Consider the following 16306-nt stretch of genomic DNA (forward strand, 5'->3'; position numbering starts at 1 on the left):
CTGGCGCTCAACTCTTGCTGGTGTCTGTCGAGATCCTGGCGTGCTGCCCTATCGACGGGTGTCTTGAACGTCACCATCCACCAGATTTTTCTTGCCGCCGTTATTTAGTGCTTTGACATGAGATGGCCCAAGACTGTCCCGATAACCCTTGAGGCATCGCAACCATCATCTCCTCGCCAGGCGACGATCTGGTCAGGACGAATGAGCACTATTGGCTCACCGTAGAGCTCAAAAAGTTGCTCGTTGTCGATGTCTAAGATCGCCAGGTCCATTCCGGCTTTCCTTGCCGCGGTGATCAATGCATCACCAGTCGACGACAGGCGAAGTCTCAAAAGCGTCCATTCAAATCCAAAACGGTCGAAGAGCGAGGTGTGGGTATCGAGCCAGATGTGCGGCGCTCTTCCACCAGGCGCGGCATTGGGCACATAGACATCCGGAAGATCCGGTCCGGGGTCATTCTGCTCAGAGAGGATTGTCGGCGAATTGTCATAGCGCGAACCGAAGGTCACGCCGGGTATGTTGAATTCGGATCTCCCATGCGCCTCGAGATAAGCGCCAGCTTCGCGACGCAAGTTCGCCCCAAGATCTGAATCCGCCTCAAGATCAGGCTTCGGCAAATAGTTTCCGATAGACTCAGCGAACGCCTTCGCGAAGCCTGTATTCCTAATCGCAACTGGACGCCGCTCCAGTTCATAGGTATCGAGTAGAGATGGTGGTGCAACTCCTTTGACCACAGATGCAAGTTTCCAACCAAGATTGACCGCGTCGTCAACGGCAGTATTGTATCCGAGCCCGCCCGCAGGCGTGAACAGATGCACCGCGTCACCGCCGAGAAAAATTCGTCCGGCCTGGAACTTCTCAGCTACAAGGGCGAAACCCGCCGTCCAACTGCCGCGAGAAAGAATTTCGGCCTCCACGGGATAACCGACAACTGATCGAAAAATTTCCAATGCCAGTGCGTCGGAAATATCCTCTTCGCTTTCTCCGTCCTTCAACTGCGTGTGGAAAGCGAATTCCCCCTTGCCATCTACCGCGGCCATGAAGGCTCGACGTTCGCTATTGAACGCCACGTTCATCCATGCCGGCGCAAACGGGACGACCTCGTAGAACTGCGGGCACCGGAGATAGAGCGCAAACATTTTTCCGCCAAAGAAATCTCTGACGGCACCGCCATCGCCTTGATACCGGATACCAAGCGTGCGTCGTATGAAGCTCTTCGCTCCATCTCCTCCAATAAGATACTTTGCGGTTGCGAAGCGGGTGTTCTCTGTTCCGACTTCAGTCGCAGACACGGTAACAGCGTCGCCGACGTCTTTGAACTGGGTGACTCGCCAGCCGTAGTTGACGGAGATAGTCGGCAGAGATTCTGCATGCTCACGCAGAACACGCTCTACGAATTTCTGAGAGACGCGGTGAGGTAGTTCTGCAGCGTTCCACGGCCCGGTCATCGTTTTGATCTTCTCGCGCGCTTCCTTGGCCGAGGGCAGTCGAAAGCGAGCTAGCTCGTGGTGAGCGTACCGAGTGAAGTAGGCTATGTCTGTTGGAAAATCCTCGGGCATGCCAAGCGCTCGAATCTCATCGGCAATACCGAGCCGCCGAAAATGCTCCATGGTTCTCGCTTGAGTGGCGTTAGCTTGCGGGTTGAAGGCTGTCGAGGCCTTTTCGTCAAAGAGGACCGCAGAAACGCCTCTGCGTCCAAGTTCAAGCGCCAGTACCAGTCCGAACGGACCGCCGCCGGCGATCACGACATCGAAAACTTCGTGAGCCACAGAAAAACCTCCCAGATCCTTTGGGAGGGAAATTAGTAAGGAAACCAGACCAATGTCAACCGAATTGATCGCTGTCTTTTCGAGTTTGTCCCTCTACATACTTTCCTAGAGCCTCCACGATCAGGTCGACCAGTGCCGGGCCCAAATGGTCACGCATTTCGCGTTCTGCCACTTCAAGACTTTGATGAAACGCCTCTAGCCAGACGAGACCCTTGTCTGTGAAGCAGACGAGCTTGGCTCGGCCGTCGGCAGGATCGCGGCGCTTTTCGATGAGCCCCGTCCGCTCTACCTGATCCACCAGCTCGCTCATCGACTGCTTTGTCAGAGAGGCGCGGCGGGCGAGCTCCGTCAGTCTGGTCCCGTCCTCGTCCAGGTTTCGGGTCAGGTTGATATGGGCTGCAGTGAGTTCATCGTGTCCCTTCGCTTTGAGATTATCGATAATTCTGTTCTCGAAGATCCGCACCGCTTCGTTCATCCGGCGGCCGATGTTGTTCCTGCGCCATACGTTTCGGAAAATCATTTTGTACCACCCCTGAGTGCTGTCATTTACACGAGTAAGCCTGCCGCAACTATTTTTCCAGCCCGTTCCTTAAACTGATTGACATAAGCCAGCTCGAATCGATATGGTCAGGTTACCGTACTAAATGGGTGCCTTGGAGGAAGGTGTGCGGAGGGTGAGCCGTGGCTTCGATAGGTGTGAAGCTGGTAATGCTTCGGCATCCCAGGTGCATGTTACTTCGGGCAAGCTGGCTTTACAGGCACGTCATCAAGACACAATGAAATTGCTCGGCAGAGCGAATTACCGGGAGGATGCTCGAAAAATGGTGAAGGCGAACGGCGGACGATCACTACAGGCTCTGGTCGATGAGAAATCCAATCTCGTTGAATATTTTCATAATGATACTCTTGCCCCTCATTACCGTGCTCGAACGGGTCTTACCGCGGCATTCATCCCGCCTGAGTTTACCAATTGGCGGGATGAGCAGCGCGCATGGCGTGAATCTGCCATTCTGTTCGATCAGTCGCACCATATGCCCGAACTGATGCTTCGTGGGCCTGATGCATTTCGGCTGCTCGAGAAGCTCGGCATCAACAGCTTGGCGAATTTCACCATTGACCGGGCCAAACAATTTGTCGCCTGCACGCCTCGTGGCCATGTGATCGGTGATTGCGTCGTCTACAGACTTGCCGAAGATCTATTCGAACTCATCAGCGGCATGCCCGTCCTAAACTGGGTACAGTACAACGCAGAAGCCGGAGGCTACGACGTTACAATCGAGCGCGACGACCCCACCCCTTATAATCCGACCGGCAGACGCTGGTTCTATCGTTTCCAGTTGGAAGGGCCCAATGCAGGTCTGATATTCAACGAGGTGGTCGAAGGGGGTGCCCCGGAAATTGCTTTCTTCCGGACAGCGAAGGTCAAGATCGACGGATGCAATGTACTCGTCCTGCGTCACGGCATGGCAGGTCACCTCGGCGCCGAGCTGTCCGGTCCGTACGAAGATATGGAAAAGGTACGGGCCGCTTTCCTACGGGCCGGGAAGAAGCACGGTCTTAAGCAGGGTGGCACGAAGACCTATTTCAGCACCATCTTCGAATTTGGCTGGATGCCTTACCCCCTGCCGGGGATATATACTGGTGAGGAATTGCGCGGATTCCGCGAATGGTTGTCTGGAAATGGTTGGGAGGCGAACGCCCAACTCGGTGGGAGTTTCGTCTCGGACAATATCGAGGATTACTATGTTACTCCATGGGATTTGGGCTACGGACATATTCTGAAGTTCGACCACGATTTCGTGGGTCGTGAAGCTTTGGAAGCAACCGCTGCCGAGAAGCGTCGCCAGAAGGTCACGCTGGTATGGAACCGAGACGACGTTGCAGCAATCTTTGCGTCCGCGCTTGGGGACGGGCCGCGATATAAAGCCATCGATTTGCCCGTCGCCTACTATGGCTGGCCTCAGTTCGATGAAGTTTGCTCCCTGGATGGCGCGCTCGTCGGTCACTCCTGCCATTGTGGATACAGCAACAACGAAGGCGAGATGCTGTCTCTTGCCATGCTCAGCACTCCGAGTGCTGCCCCTGGAACTGAAGTTACGATTACGTGGGGTGAGCCAGGGGGCGGATCGCGCAAGCCGCATGTCGAGCGGCACCAGCAGTTCAAGGTCAGGGCGGTCGTGGCACCCGTTCCTTATGCAAGTTCGGTGCAGAAAATGAAACGGGCAGCAATTAGCTGATAATTTGCTCGATGTTCGCTCGGCGCGCGTTCGAGCGAACATCGGATCTGCTTCAGCAGGTCCGCGCGAAGACTCTGCTACTGCCGAAACACATGACTCCTCAATGCAATGGCGCTTCTGCTGTGCGTTCACAGGCGGAATAGGGTTCATTTGGCTATGTCACACGCAATAGATCTTGGTCACCAGAATGATGTGCTGCCTGGCATTTCGCTGGAGGTCACGGCCAAGGATATCCATGATTTGACGGTTTTATCCAATGCAGTCACAAAGGGTACAATCGTTTCTGTGCCCTTCCTCTCGAAGGAGAGCGACCACGACCGGGTTGCTGCGGCCAGAATAGTTCGCCAGGCGGGCTACGAGCCCGTGCCCCACATAGCCGCGAGACGACTAAGTTCGGAGAACGCACTATCACGAATGTTGTCCGCTCTTGTGAGCGAAGCGCAGGTCAGCCGACTGCTCATTATCGCGGGCGATGCCGATCCTCCCAATGGCCCGTTCCGGGATACCGCTACAATCTTGCGTAGCGGTATCCTTCAACATCATGGCATCAGGCATGTCTCCATAGCCGGGCATCCGGAAGGACATCCGGTCCAAAGCGCTGCCGCACTCCGCGAGGCGCTGCTGGAAAAGCGACAAATCCTGGAAGCGGCGAAAATCGAGTGGTCGATATTCACTCAGTTTTCCTTTGCTTCTGAACCCATGCTTACGTGGATCGATGGGCTCCGCCAATTGGGTATCGACAATCCGATCCATGTTGGCATTCCGGGACCGGCAAATGTGAAAACCTTGTTGAAATTTGCGGCGCTCTGCGGCGTCTCCGCTTCAACGGCTGTGCTCAAAAAATACGGGCTGTCGATTGCTCAATTGCTGTCGAATGCGGGTCCCGATGCCCTGGTGCGCGAATATAACGGCGCATTGAGAGGCGGTGCCTACGGGGATGTGGGCATGCATTTCTATCCATTTGGGGGAGTGAGCAAGACCATCACGTGGATGAGGAACTTCCGAGGGTGATCACCCCTTATTTAGTCAGGAATGTGTACCAGTCTGCGTGATAAAAAGCCCGGAAAACCTGGCAAGGTGATTGCCCTTTGCGTCCATGCTTGACCAAGTAGTACGGAAACCGTACGAATTAAATAGGAGGAAATGACGCTGCAGCGTCAAGCGTCCGGACGCTTTTCCGGTTGGGAGGAACCACATGAAAGTTTCGAAATTCACGCTCTGTCTCGTAGCGACTGCAGCGTTTTCCATAACTGGTGCGGCCGTTCGCGCTGAAACCATAAAGGTAGGGGTTATTGCCACTTTTTCAGGGCCGAATGCAATTTGGGGCAAGCAGTTTCGCGAAGCCATTGACGTATACGTGGCCCAGCACGGGGACCAGGTTGCTGGCCACAAAGTTCAATTCATCTACAAGGACGTAGGAGGCCCCAATGCAGACGCCAGCAAGGCGGCCGCTCAGGAACTTCTGGTTCGTGAAGGGGTAAAGTATCTTGCGGGCTTCGACTTTACCCCCAATGCTGTCGCGGTCGCTCCCCTTACCAAGCAGGCCAAAGTGCCTGCGGTGATTTTCAATGCGGCGACATCATCAATCAACAAACAGTCGGAATTTTTTCTCCGCACCAGTTTCACGCTGACGCAGATCGCTCAGCCGGCAGCAGAGTGGGCGGCGAAAAACGGCGCGAAAAAGGTGGTGTCTGCCGTTTCCGACTACAATCCCGGCATTGATGCGGAAACCGCCTTTTCCGCCTCGTTCGAGAGAGGTGGCGGGGTCGTTGTTGAAAAGATCCGCATGCCGCTCCAGACAAATGACTTTGCACCGTTCATGCAGCGCATCAAAAGCTCCGGCGCCGATACCGTGTTTACGTTCCTGCCGGTGGGGCCGGCAACGTTCGCTTTTACCAAAGCTTACAATGAAAATGGCTTGAAAGCAGCCGGCATTTCTTTTCTTGGCGGTGGCGAGACCGACGAGACCACGCTGGATGCGCTTGGAGATCAGTCCATTGGGCTCGTGACCGCATACCATTATTCGGATGTCCACGATTCCGCGCTTAACAAAAGCTTTGTCAAAAAGCTGGAGGAGCTGCATCCAGGTTCTCGCGCCAACATGGCGTCCATCGGTGCCTATGACGGAGTGGAATTGATCTATCGTATGATCAAGGCTGCAGGGTCTGACGGAGCAAAGGCGATAGAGGCGGCAAAGGGCATGGAGTGGGAGAGCCCGCGGGGACCCGTCAAGATGGATCCCGTCTCCCGAACAGTGGTGCAGAACGTCTATCTTCGACGCGTCGAAAAAGGCGTGGACGGCAAACTGGTCAATCGCGAGTTTGCGACGGTTCCGAATGTACCTGACCTTGGATTCAATCCCTGACCCACGGTGTGCGTGGCGGAAGGATCCGCCACGCAAAGTCCGACCCCTCGATTTTAGGTTAGAGAATGTCTCTCATTCTAAGTATCGCCGTGGATGGCGTCGCGTATGGAATGATATTGTTCATGATTTCCGTCGGACTTTCGATCACGATGGGCCTCATGCGCATCATCAATCTTGCGCACGGCGGGTTTGCCCTGTTCGGCGGCGCGGCCGTTCATATTCTCACCACACGCTTTGACGTCCCGTTCATTGCTGCTCTCCTGGGAGCCGTGCTCGCGGTTGTTTTGATCGCCGTGCTTCTGGAACGGCTCTTCTATCGACACATCTATGGTTTCAACGAGTTGGGGCAGGTGCTGGCGACCATTGGAATAGTCTTCATCATGATCGCAACTGTTAATCTTTTCCTAGGCTCCACGATCCTGTCACTCGGTGCCCCGGCTATCTTCGCGACGCCGATCGATCTTGGATTCAGAACATTGCCGTTCCACCGGCTGATCGTGATCATTTGCGGCTTGTCAGTTCTGGCCGGGCTCTGGCTCCTGATGGAAAAAACAAGGTTAGGCATCTATTTGCGGGCAGCCGTCGACAACAAGACTGCGGCAGCTTCGCTCGGCATCAACACGCCGCTCGTCTATCTTGGCGCATTCGCCCTTGGCGCCGGTCTTGCGGCGGTCGGAGGCATCCTCGGTGCGGAGCTGCTTCCAATCGAAGCTTATTATCCGCTTCGCTATATGGTGCTGTTCCTGATTGTTGTCTCTGTCGGCGGACTCGGAAGCATACCCGGCTCCTTCTGGGCTTCGATTGGCCTTGGGATCCTTGATACGGCAGGACGTTACCTGTTGCCGGGCATCGGTACCATCTTCTTTTTCATGGCGATTGCGGTGCTACTTGCTCTTCGACCCAACGGTCTGATGGGGAAAGCGCAATGACGGCTCATATTTTCCCCACGCTACCAAAGCGCGCAACTTACGCCTTGAGCCTCCTCGCCTCGTCCATTTGCGTTGTGGTCGGTGCGACGCTTGCCTTCTTGGTGTTTCCCTACGACCTTTCTTTCTTGACCCGTATCGTGATCATGATGATATTCGTCGTATCCTTCGACCTGATCCTGGGCCAGGCTGGAATAGCGACGCTTGGTCACGCTGCCATGTATGGCTGTGGTGCTTACGCCGCAGGACTGATCGCCCTTCATCTCTCACCCGATCCGTTGCTAGGGATTGTGGCGGGCGGCGCAGCCGGCGCGCTGATGGCTTGGATTTCGGGACTTGTCCTCCTCAGAACGCACGGCATTTCGCTGCTGATGATTTCAATTGCCGTGACCATGGTGCTTCAGGAGATCGCATCCCAGGCCAGGTGGCTGACAGGCGGGGCCGACGGCTTGGCCGGAATTTCGGTTCAACCACTATTGGGGTTGTTCGAATTCGATTTCGTTGGTCAGGTTGCCTTTATTTACAGCGTATGCGTACTTGTAGTGGTTCTGCTGCTCTGCCAGGTTCTAATAAATTCTCCGTTCGGGCTCGCGCTTCGTGGCATTGACGGTAGTGCCAGCCGGATGCGGGCAATCGGCACGCCAGTCTATCGACGGAAGGTGACGATCTACGTCCTTGCTGGCGCTATTGCCGGGACTGCCGGGGCGCTTGCTGCACAAGTGACCGGACTGGTCGGCATTGAAGTATTCAATTTTTCCTTGTCTGCCGAGGTCATGGTGATGCTGATCCTCGGAGGAGCCGGGCGGCTCTATGGGGCGCTGATCGGTACCTTGCTGTTCATGGTGGTCCATCATCTCGCGGCAAGCGTGGATCCGTTCAACTGGCTCTTCGTGATCGGCATCATGCTTATCCTCGTCGTATTTGTCCTTCCGAAGGGCCTGATTTCGCTGCCCGCTCGTGTGAGCCAATTGCTGAGGAGGACATGATGGGTGACGGACTCGTCATTGCTGGACTTACCAAAAGTTTCGGAGGCCTGCAGGTCGCCCGGGATCTGACCCTCACACTACCGCAAGGCTCCCGCACCGCGCTGATCGGACCTAATGGTGCGGGCAAGACCACCTTTGCAAATCTCCTCACAGGTGTACTGAAGCCGACATCAGGTAAAATCATGCTGAATGGCCAGGACATCGGCTCCCTGAACGAAGCTGCTCGGGTGAGGGCGGGTATCGCGAAAACCTTCCAGATTACTAATCTCTTCCGCGACCTGAGCGTTCGCGAGAACCTGCGGCTTCCGATACTGGAACGGGAAGGGCGCACGCGTCAAATCTTCTGCCGTGCGGACGGGTGGAGCGAAATCGAAGCTGAAATCGTCGGATTGATGCAACACCTTAATATCTTGTCGTTGGCCGACAAGCCGGTGCGCGACTTGGCATATGGGCAGCAGCGACTGGTGGAACTGGCACTGACACTCGCTGTCAAGCCGAAGGTTCTTATTCTCGATGAGCCAGCAGCAGGCGTGCCCTCAAGTGAAAGCCATCTGGTGGTGGAGGCGATCAAGCGGCTTCCCTCTGATCTCTCGGTTCTTATCATTGAGCATGACATGCAACTTGTATTTGAGGTCGCTGACCGCATTATCGTCCTGGTGAATGGAGCAATCCTGATGGAGGGCACGTCCGACGAGGTGGTCGCAAATGATCAGGTTCGGGAACTCTACCTGGGAGCGGGGCATGTCTGACATCCTTTTGGAGATGGAGGGAGTGGTCGCGGGCTATGGTGACACGCATGTCATCCGCAATATCTCGCTGCGGATACCGAAAGGGGAGCGGCTTGCGATCGTGGGAAGAAACGGCGTTGGTAAGACCACCTTGCTTTCCACAATCATGGGTCAGACGCGGCAACACGCTGGAACTATCAGCCTTAAAGGGACGACCATCAACACGCTCGCCTCGCATCAACGGGCCCGACTGGGGATTGGTATCGTGCCACAAACCCGTGACATCTTTGGATCGTTGACGGTCGAGGAGAACTTGGTCGCCGGACTTCGCAACGGGTCCACCATTGAAGAGGCTTATGATCTGTTTCCCCGCCTAAAGGAGCGCCGATCTAATGGCAGACGTCAGCTCTCCGGCGGCGAGCAGCAGATGCTGTCCATCGCCCGCGCCCTCTTGGGAAAACCGGAGATTATTTTGCTTGATGAGCCGCTCGAGGGGCTGGCGCCTGTCATCTGTGAAATGTTGATGGAGGTGTTTCACAAGCTTGCAGACAAAGGTCACACGATCGTGCTGGTGGAACAGCATGTCGGCCTCGCGCTCAAGTTCGCAGAGCGGGTTATTGCGCTCGATCAAGGCAAGATTGTCCTTCAGGAAAAGACGGCAAAGCTGACCGGCGACCGTAGCAAACTCGACCGACACATCGGGCTTTCTGCGCGCTAGCCCAGGCGGGGCGATAGATCACGTATGGCAGCTTTGAGGGATTCAGAAGGCTAAAGCGCCTGACGGAAACGGCCGAGAATGTTCCTAAGGGCCACAACAGATACGGGGATGGGATGAAGAATTACGTCTTGACGGTTTCCTGCAGTACGACCCGCGGCATCGTAGCTGCACTTTCGGGTTACCTGGCGGAGAAGGGTTGCAACATCGTGGACTCATCGCAGTTCGATGACTTCGACACAGGCCGATTCTTCATGCGCATCTCCTTCATCTCGGAGCAGGGCGTCGGGCGAGATGCCGTGATTGAAGGTCTTAACCCTATCGCGCAGAAGTTTTCCATGCAGGCCGATATCTTCGATTCCGCCGAGCGCATGAAGGTGATGCTGATGGTCTCTCGCTTCGGCCATTGCCTGAACGATCTGCTCTACCGCTGGAAGATCGGCGCGCTGCCGATTGATATCGTCGGCGTGGTGTCCAACCACTTCGATTACCAGAAGGTCGTCGTGAACCACGATATTCCCTTCCACCACATCAAGGTGACGAAGGAAAACAAGCCGCAAGCGGAATCACAATTGATGAATGTGGTGGAGCAGACGGGCACGGAGCTTGTGGTTCTCGCCCGTTACATGCAGGTTCTTTCCGATGACCTTTGCAAGAAGATGTCCGGCAAGATCATCAACATCCACCATTCCTTCCTGCCGAGCTTCAAGGGTGCCAACCCTTACAAACAGGCCTATCAGCGCGGTGTGAAGCTGATTGGTGCGACTGCCCATTATGTGACGGCTGATCTCGACGAAGGTCCGATCATCGAGCAGGACACAGTGCGCGTGACACATGCGCAGTCGCCCGATGATTACGTGTCGCTTGGGCGTGACGTGGAAGCTCAGGTTCTGGCGCGGGCCATCCATGCCCATATCCACCATCGCACTTTCATCAACGGAAACAGGACCATTGTCTTCCCGCCAAGCCCTGGATCCTACGCCTCCGAGCGCATGGGGTAATGACGATGACTGTGATCATCGACGGAAAGGCAGCCGCCGCTTCGGTGATAGAGGCGGTCACCTCCGCAGCAGCAACTCTGCAAGATTCAGGTCATCGCAAGCCCGGTCTCGCGGTGATCATCGTCGGGGATGATCCGGCGAGCCACGCCTATGTCGGCGCCAAAAGCCGCACGGCCAAGCAATGCGGCTTTAATTCGGTCCAGCACACGCTGCCCGAGGAAACGTCGCAGGAAGATCTGATGGCGCTGGTCGCGTCGCTGAATGCCGATCCCGAGATTGACGGCATCCTCGTCCAGTTGCCGCTTCCAAAGCACCTCGAGAGCGAACCCGTCATCCAGTCGATCCTGCCGGAAAAGGATGTCGACGGCCTGCACATTGTCAATGCCGGCAAGCTCGCCACCGGCGATCTGAAGACCGGTCTCATCTCCTGCACACCGGCGGGTGCCATGATCCTGGTGCGCCAGATCCACGGCAGTGACCTCTCCGGCCTAAATGCGCTGGTCATCGGCCGTTCGAACCTGTTCGGCAAGCCAATGGCGCAGCTCCTCCTGCACGCCAACGCTACCGTGACCATGGCTCATTCGCGAAGTCGCGACCTGCCATCTTTCGCACGTCGGGCGGATATTCTTGTTGCTGCTGTTGGACAAGCAGAGATGGTACGGGCAGACTGGCTAAAGCCCGGCGCGACCGTCATCGACGTCGGCATCAATCGGGTTCCCGCGCCGGAGAACGGTCAGGGAAGGTCACGATTGGTTGGAGACGTAGCCTTCGACGAATGCGCCGCTGTCGCCGGAGCCATCACTCCTGTTCCAGGTGGGGTAGGGCCCATGACGATCGCAATGCTCATGGCAAATACGTTGACCGCAGCCCGCATTCCCGCACGCGAGTGAACCTAACAGGACAGGAGACAAGAAGAACATGCGCGAACCCTTTATCTACAAAGGCACTATTCCTCGCATAGTGTTTGGTGCCGGAACCGTTGCTAAGGTGACTGACGAACTAAGTAACCTTGGTCGGCATAGGGCTCTGATCCTATCCACTTCCAATCAGGAAGCGGACGCGAGAAGGCTCGCAGAGCGATTGGGAACAGTCTGTGTGGGCGTCTTCAGCGGTGCCGTTATGCACACCCCTGTGGATGTGACGAACAAAGCCCTTGATGCTTACTCCGAAGCAGGTGCCGATTGCTTGATTTCGTTCGGGGGAGGTTCAACGATTGGTCTTGGTAAGGCCATCGCATATCGGAATGATGCCCCTCAGCTCGTCATCGCTACCACCTATGCAGGATCCGAGGTGACGCCGATCCTTGGTCAGACAGAGAACGGCATAAAGACCACGGTTCGTGATCCTTCGGTTCTACCGGAGACCGTAATCTACGACCCAGAGCTCACCTATAGTCTTCCAGCCAACATGAGCGTAACGAGCGGCTTGAACGCGATGGCACACGCCGTCGAAGGACTCTACGCTCATGATCGGAACCCGCTTTCCTCGATGATGGCGATGGAAGGCATCGCAGCGCTGCGCAAGGCGCTGCCCAACATCATTGGTAGTCCCGAAGATCCAGTGGCCCGTGCGGATGCACTGTACGGGTCTTGCCTCTGTGGTGTTGTATTGGGTGCTGTCGGAATGGCGATGCATCACAAGATCTGCCACACGCTGGGCGGCAGCTTTGATTTGCCGCATTCGGAAACTCACGCCATTCTTCTTCCGCATACGGTGGCTTATACGGAAGAGGCTGTCCCTAATCTCCTTGCACCAGTCGCTGAATTGATGGGGACGGAACGCGCGGCTGCGGGCCTCTACGATTTTGCGCTCTCGATCGGGGCACCGACGAGGCTTCAAGACTTAGGATTGACCGCCGAGGACTTGGATAAGGCGACAGATAAATGCATGCAAAACGCCTACTGGAATCCACGTCCAGTAGAAGCCACGCCACTTCGCAAGATGCTTCAGATGGCATGGGAAGGGGCGAGGCCTGGTTCGCGATGATCCTAAACGATCCTGAACAAAAACCGAGTCCCGCCGTCGCAGCAGTCAAGTATTCGGAAGACGGCGGCGCAAATTCTCACATGAGAGGAAACGGCATGGCAGAGTATTTCAGCGAAGAAGCTTCGGTCGAGATCGTTAACGGCCGCATGGCCGCCGATGTCGATCCTCGCATGCGGGAGATCATGAGCTTGCTTGTGAAACATATGCATGCCTTCATCAAGGAAGCTTGCATTTCTCAGCAAGAGTGGGAAACGGCAATCCGGTTTCTGACCGATACCGGACAGATTTGCTCTGACGAGCGCCAGGAATTTATCTTGCTGTCTGACACACTTGGCGTCTCCATGTTGGTGGATGCCATCACCAACCGGCGTCAGCCGGGTGCCACTCAGAATACGGTCCTTGGACCATTCCATGTTGCCGGGGCCCCCAATCGCCGGATAGGCGACCGCATAACGCTCGACGGCAAGGGGGAGAGCTGTGTCTTCGAAGGCACCGTGGTCGATCTGGAAGGACACGCGATTGAGGGAGCGATCATAGATGTCTGGTCGGACAATGCTGAAGGCTTTTACGATGTGCAACAGCCCGATATTCAGCCAAGGTGGAATAATCGCGGGAAGTTCGTAACCGGCGCAGACGGGCGCTACAGATTCATCGGGATCAAACCGGTTTCCTACCCCATTCCGGCCGATGGCCCTGTAGGTCGAATGTTGAAGCATCTCGGCCGGCATCCATACAGGCCGGCACACATGCATTACATCGTGACAGCCAGCGGGTTTCAAAAGCTTGTTACTCACACATTCGTCGGTGATGACGAGTATCTTTCATCTGACGCCGTCTTTGGTGTCAAAGACACGCTGATTGCGCCATTGGAGCGTATTCAAGGCGGCGAAGCGGAATGGCGTTCGCGGTTTGACTTTGTTCTTAACCCGCTGTGAGGTCATAGTCATGCCGAACATGAAGATCCATGTCGATCGGTCGTTGCCAGAACGAGCTCATCGCGACATCGAGGCTGCCTTGGGACCACTAAGCATGCTCTTGTGCGAGAGGCTGAACGTCGACATTAGCGCTTGCCAGTTTGCCGTTATTCAGGTGTTCGGGATGGTCAACCAACCTGCCGTGAACGTCGAGCTTTCCATCCTGCCGAACGTAGATAGGACGCGTCAAAAACTCATGGACCTTGCTAGCGAAATCCAAGTGTTGGTCGCGGCGGCAGCGAGCAGCGGAGTTGCGGTTCGGATATCGCAACTCGATCCGGCCACTTATGTCGCCGCGAAGGGGCCGTGCACCGTATGATTACCACTGGGTTCTGAAAGGCTGGCGTGCGCGAATAGGATAAGGCCTAAGCCCACAATTATGGCTTGCCACTTTCAACAGCGGTTAGATACGCGCAAATATGGTCACGAAAACTGACGAATCTTTTCGACGGATTTGGTGTAAGTCGCCAAATAGCGTCTGCAGTGCGCTGCATTATCAGGCGTTACGTTGACAGGCAGGATGCAATATGGTCAGCTATCCGAACTAAATTGCGTGGCGATGCTACAGGGGGACAATTGTTTCCCATATGTCGGCGTGCGGATGCGAGCCAGAAATGGCGGCTTAGATACTAGGGGAGAAGTACGATATGAGCAGCATACTTGCAGATCCCGACCGAGACAAGGTTCTCGAAACTGGGCTTTTTATCAACAATCAGTTCAGAGGCGCGTCGAACGGGGCAGTCTTCGAGCGGGGTAACCCCATCAGTGGGGAGATAGTGAGCACGGCGCCTGCCGCGACCGAGGCGGATGCAATCGCTGCAGTGAGGGCAGCGCACAGCGCGTTTGCGCGTTGGGCCAAGCTCGGACCTCACGAGCGGCGCAACATGCTGATGAAGGCTTCGGCCGGCATCCGCGCTCGGCATACTGATTTTGCCGATGCGATGAAGGCTGAGATCGGCGCGACCCACGTCTGGGCCGATTTCAACGTGCATCTCGCAGCTGACATGTTGGAAGAAGCCGCGGCTATGACGACCCAGATCGGTGGCGAAGTCATTCCTTCGGACGTGCGCGGTTCGCTGGCGATGGCAGTACGGGTGCCTGCAGGTGTTACTGTGGGCATTGCGCCCTGGAACGCGCCGGTCATCCTCGCTGTCCGGGCGATTGCGGCGCCGCTTGCTTGCGGCAATACTGTTGTTCTCAAAGGTTCGGAGCAGTGCCCCCGCACCCACGGCCTAGTCATCGAGGCGATGGCCGAAGGTGGACTGCCTCCTGGGGTTGTCAATTACATTACCAACGCACCTGCCGACGCCAGCCGCATCTTTGAGGCGATGGTCGCTGATCCGGCGGTGCGGCGGGTGAGCTTCACCGGTTCAACGAAGATCGGTCACGCGGTTGCCCTGACCTGCGCGAAATATCTGAAGCCCGTTGTGCTTGAGCTCGGTGGCAAGGCCCCCCTTATCATTCTCGACGATGCCGACGTGGATGCTGCGGTTCAGGCGGCAGCTTTCGGCGCATTCATGAACTCGGGCCAGATCTGCATGTCCACGGAGCGGATAATTGTCGACGAGAAGATCGCCGACGGCTTTGTTGAGAAGCTGGTGGCGAAGACGAAAACGCTGCCTGCGGGCGATCCCCGTCGAGGGCCGGTCGTCCTAGGTTCGGTGGTCAATCACTCGACGGTGGAGCGCTGCAACGAGCTAATCGACGATGCAGTCGCCCGTGGGGCTACGGTGATTATTGGCGGTAAGAGCAATTCGACGCTGATGCCTGCGACCCTCATTGACCATGTCACGCCGGACATGCGTATCTTTCGGGAGGAAAGTTTTGGGCCAGTCAAACCGATCCTACGGGTGAACGATGTGGAAGAGGCGATTGCGATTGCCAACGATTCTGAGTACGGCCTCTCGGCTGCTGTCTTCGGTGCTGACATTGCACGGGCCTGGCAGGTGGCGTTGCGGATCGAAAGCGGTATTTGCCATATAAACGGTCCGACCGTTCACGACGAGGCGCAGATGCCACTCGGCGGTGTAAAGTCATCTGGCATCGGCCGTTTCGGCGGACGGGCAGGCATCGCTGAATTCACTGATTTGCGTTGGATGACGGTACAGACCTTAGAACGTCATTACCCGTTTTGATTGCACAATACGGCCAGGTCAATGGTACTAACTGCTGTGGCCAATGCCAATAATGCCTTCACATAACCTCTTGCCAAGAGATTACAGAGCGCAATTCAATGACCGCGCGGCCGGATACAAGAGGTGGCTCGGTGCTCACGCTGAAGCAGTCTCGTAACGACCATCTAGAGGCAGTTGCGGGCGTGCTTCTGAAGCATGAACCGATCACCGACAATACAAAACTCTCGAACCGGCGACCGATCAAGTGGCTGCTTTTCACAGTCGCTTGATTATTTCCCTTCAGACGATCTGGTCCTTTGGCTGATGAACAATTCCTTACGGCGATTGAAGAGCAATCGCAGGCGATCCCATCCCGACCAAGACGTCTCTGAGACAGAAGGTTGCCAAGCAGCCGGTTCAGCTTCATGAAAGGGCTTGAAGATAACGAACGGTCCGTCCGCCGCTTACGGCTTGAGCTGCGTGCATGATCGCATTTGTATCAAGA

Annotated in this window: 15 protein-coding genes; 13 read left to right on the forward strand and 2 right to left on the reverse strand. The window is 56.0% G+C overall.

The window, feature by feature from the left end; all coding sequences use genetic code 11:
• Window positions 1-104: 104 nt before the first annotated feature.
• The gene (locus ACQ7C1_RS30930) at window positions 105-1769 is read right to left on the reverse strand and encodes an FAD-dependent oxidoreductase (protein WP_430961101.1); all 1665 of its coding nucleotides are present in this window, start codon (window positions 1767-1769) and stop codon (window positions 105-107) included.
• A gap of 55 nt (window positions 1770-1824) precedes the next feature.
• Entirely contained in the window at window positions 1825-2244 is a 420-nt protein-coding gene (locus tag ACQ7C1_RS30935; protein ID WP_430961114.1) for a MarR family winged helix-turn-helix transcriptional regulator, read from the reverse strand.
• A 199-nt stretch (window positions 2245-2443) separates the two neighbouring features.
• Between ACQ7C1_RS30935 and ACQ7C1_RS30940 the strand changes: the two genes are divergently transcribed.
• From ACQ7C1_RS30940 to ACQ7C1_RS31000, 13 genes are all read left to right on the forward strand, one after another.
• Entirely contained in the window at window positions 2444-4006 is a 1563-nt protein-coding gene (locus tag ACQ7C1_RS30940; protein WP_430961102.1) for an aminomethyl transferase family protein, read from the forward strand.
• A 156-nt stretch (window positions 4007-4162) separates the two neighbouring features.
• On the forward strand, window positions 4163-5017 hold the full coding sequence (locus tag ACQ7C1_RS30945; protein WP_430961115.1) for a methylenetetrahydrofolate reductase: 855 nt from the start codon (window positions 4163-4165) through the stop codon (window positions 5015-5017).
• 184 nt (window positions 5018-5201) lie between these two features.
• Window positions 5202-6371: an ABC transporter substrate-binding protein gene (locus tag ACQ7C1_RS30950; RefSeq protein WP_430961103.1), complete on the forward strand. Its 1170-nt coding sequence runs from the start codon at window positions 5202-5204 to the stop codon at window positions 6369-6371.
• Window positions 6372-6436: 65 nt separating this feature from the next.
• On the forward strand, window positions 6437-7300 hold the full coding sequence (locus ACQ7C1_RS30955) for a branched-chain amino acid ABC transporter permease (protein WP_430961104.1): 864 nt from the start codon (window positions 6437-6439) through the stop codon (window positions 7298-7300).
• On the forward strand, window positions 7297-8283 hold the full coding sequence (locus ACQ7C1_RS30960) for a branched-chain amino acid ABC transporter permease (protein WP_430961105.1): 987 nt from the start codon (window positions 7297-7299) through the stop codon (window positions 8281-8283). The genes ACQ7C1_RS30955 and ACQ7C1_RS30960 overlap by 4 nt, the downstream gene beginning before the upstream one ends.
• Window positions 8283-9032 carry an ABC transporter ATP-binding protein gene (locus ACQ7C1_RS30965; RefSeq protein WP_430961106.1) on the forward strand — a complete coding sequence of 250 codons (750 nt, stop codon included), beginning with the start codon at window positions 8283-8285 and terminating at the stop codon, window positions 9030-9032. Before ACQ7C1_RS30960 ends, ACQ7C1_RS30965 begins: the two co-directional genes overlap by 1 nt.
• Window positions 9025-9729, forward strand: coding sequence for an ABC transporter ATP-binding protein (locus tag ACQ7C1_RS30970; RefSeq protein ID WP_430961107.1), 705 nt, complete (start codon window positions 9025-9027; stop codon window positions 9727-9729). Before ACQ7C1_RS30965 ends, ACQ7C1_RS30970 begins: the two co-directional genes overlap by 8 nt.
• 113 nt (window positions 9730-9842) lie before the next feature.
• Window positions 9843-10727 (forward strand): formyltetrahydrofolate deformylase, encoded by an 885-nt coding sequence (gene purU / locus ACQ7C1_RS30975; protein ID WP_430961108.1) that lies wholly within the window; start codon window positions 9843-9845, stop codon window positions 10725-10727.
• Window positions 10728-10732: 5 nt separating this feature from the next.
• Window positions 10733-11617, forward strand: a complete 885-nt coding sequence (folD, locus tag ACQ7C1_RS30980) for a bifunctional methylenetetrahydrofolate dehydrogenase/methenyltetrahydrofolate cyclohydrolase FolD (RefSeq protein ID WP_430961109.1) — start codon at window positions 10733-10735, stop codon at window positions 11615-11617.
• Window positions 11618-11645: 28 nt separating this feature from the next.
• Complete coding sequence (locus tag ACQ7C1_RS30985; protein ID WP_430961110.1) at window positions 11646-12713, forward strand: maleylacetate reductase; 1068 nt, start codon at window positions 11646-11648, stop codon at window positions 12711-12713.
• 95 nt (window positions 12714-12808) lie between these two features.
• Window positions 12809-13648: a dioxygenase gene (locus ACQ7C1_RS30990; protein ID WP_430961111.1), complete on the forward strand. Its 840-nt coding sequence runs from the start codon at window positions 12809-12811 to the stop codon at window positions 13646-13648.
• A gap of 10 nt (window positions 13649-13658) precedes the next feature.
• Entirely contained in the window at window positions 13659-14006 is a 348-nt protein-coding gene (locus ACQ7C1_RS30995; RefSeq protein ID WP_430961112.1) for a hypothetical protein, read from the forward strand.
• 328 nt (window positions 14007-14334) lie between these two features.
• Window positions 14335-15822 (forward strand): aldehyde dehydrogenase, encoded by a 1488-nt coding sequence (locus ACQ7C1_RS31000; protein WP_430961113.1) that lies wholly within the window; start codon window positions 14335-14337, stop codon window positions 15820-15822.
• Window positions 15823-16306: the final 484 nt, after the last annotated feature.

Origin of the sequence: Rhizobium sp. Nf11,1 (assembly GCF_050587665.1) — a bacterium.
GTDB lineage: Bacteria > Pseudomonadota > Alphaproteobacteria > Rhizobiales > Rhizobiaceae > Rhizobium.

Excerpts from the sequence above, each read along its gene's own strand:
- ACQ7C1_RS30935 (WP_430961114.1), bottom strand. The coding sequence starts at position 2,244 with ATGAACGAAGCGGTGCGGATCTTCGAGAACAGAATTATCGATAATCTC.
- ACQ7C1_RS30945 (WP_430961115.1), top strand. The coding sequence starts at position 4,163 with ATGTCACACGCAATAGATCTTGGTCACCAGAATGATGTGCTGCCTGGC.
- ACQ7C1_RS30950 (WP_430961103.1), top strand. The coding sequence starts at position 5,202 with ATGAAAGTTTCGAAATTCACGCTCTGTCTCGTAGCGACTGCAGCGTTT.
- ACQ7C1_RS30955 (WP_430961104.1), top strand. The coding sequence starts at position 6,437 with ATGTCTCTCATTCTAAGTATCGCCGTGGATGGCGTCGCGTATGGAATG.
- ACQ7C1_RS30960 (WP_430961105.1), top strand. The coding sequence starts at position 7,297 with ATGACGGCTCATATTTTCCCCACGCTACCAAAGCGCGCAACTTACGCC.
- ACQ7C1_RS30965 (WP_430961106.1), top strand. The coding sequence starts at position 8,283 with ATGGGTGACGGACTCGTCATTGCTGGACTTACCAAAAGTTTCGGAGGC.
- ACQ7C1_RS30970 (WP_430961107.1), top strand. The coding sequence starts at position 9,025 with ATGTCTGACATCCTTTTGGAGATGGAGGGAGTGGTCGCGGGCTATGGT.
- purU (WP_430961108.1), top strand. The coding sequence starts at position 9,843 with ATGAAGAATTACGTCTTGACGGTTTCCTGCAGTACGACCCGCGGCATC.
- folD (WP_430961109.1), top strand. The coding sequence starts at position 10,733 with ATGACTGTGATCATCGACGGAAAGGCAGCCGCCGCTTCGGTGATAGAG.
- ACQ7C1_RS30985 (WP_430961110.1), top strand. The coding sequence starts at position 11,646 with ATGCGCGAACCCTTTATCTACAAAGGCACTATTCCTCGCATAGTGTTT.
- ACQ7C1_RS30990 (WP_430961111.1), top strand. The coding sequence starts at position 12,809 with ATGGCAGAGTATTTCAGCGAAGAAGCTTCGGTCGAGATCGTTAACGGC.
- ACQ7C1_RS30995 (WP_430961112.1), top strand. The coding sequence starts at position 13,659 with ATGCCGAACATGAAGATCCATGTCGATCGGTCGTTGCCAGAACGAGCT.
- ACQ7C1_RS31000 (WP_430961113.1), top strand. The coding sequence starts at position 14,335 with ATGAGCAGCATACTTGCAGATCCCGACCGAGACAAGGTTCTCGAAACT.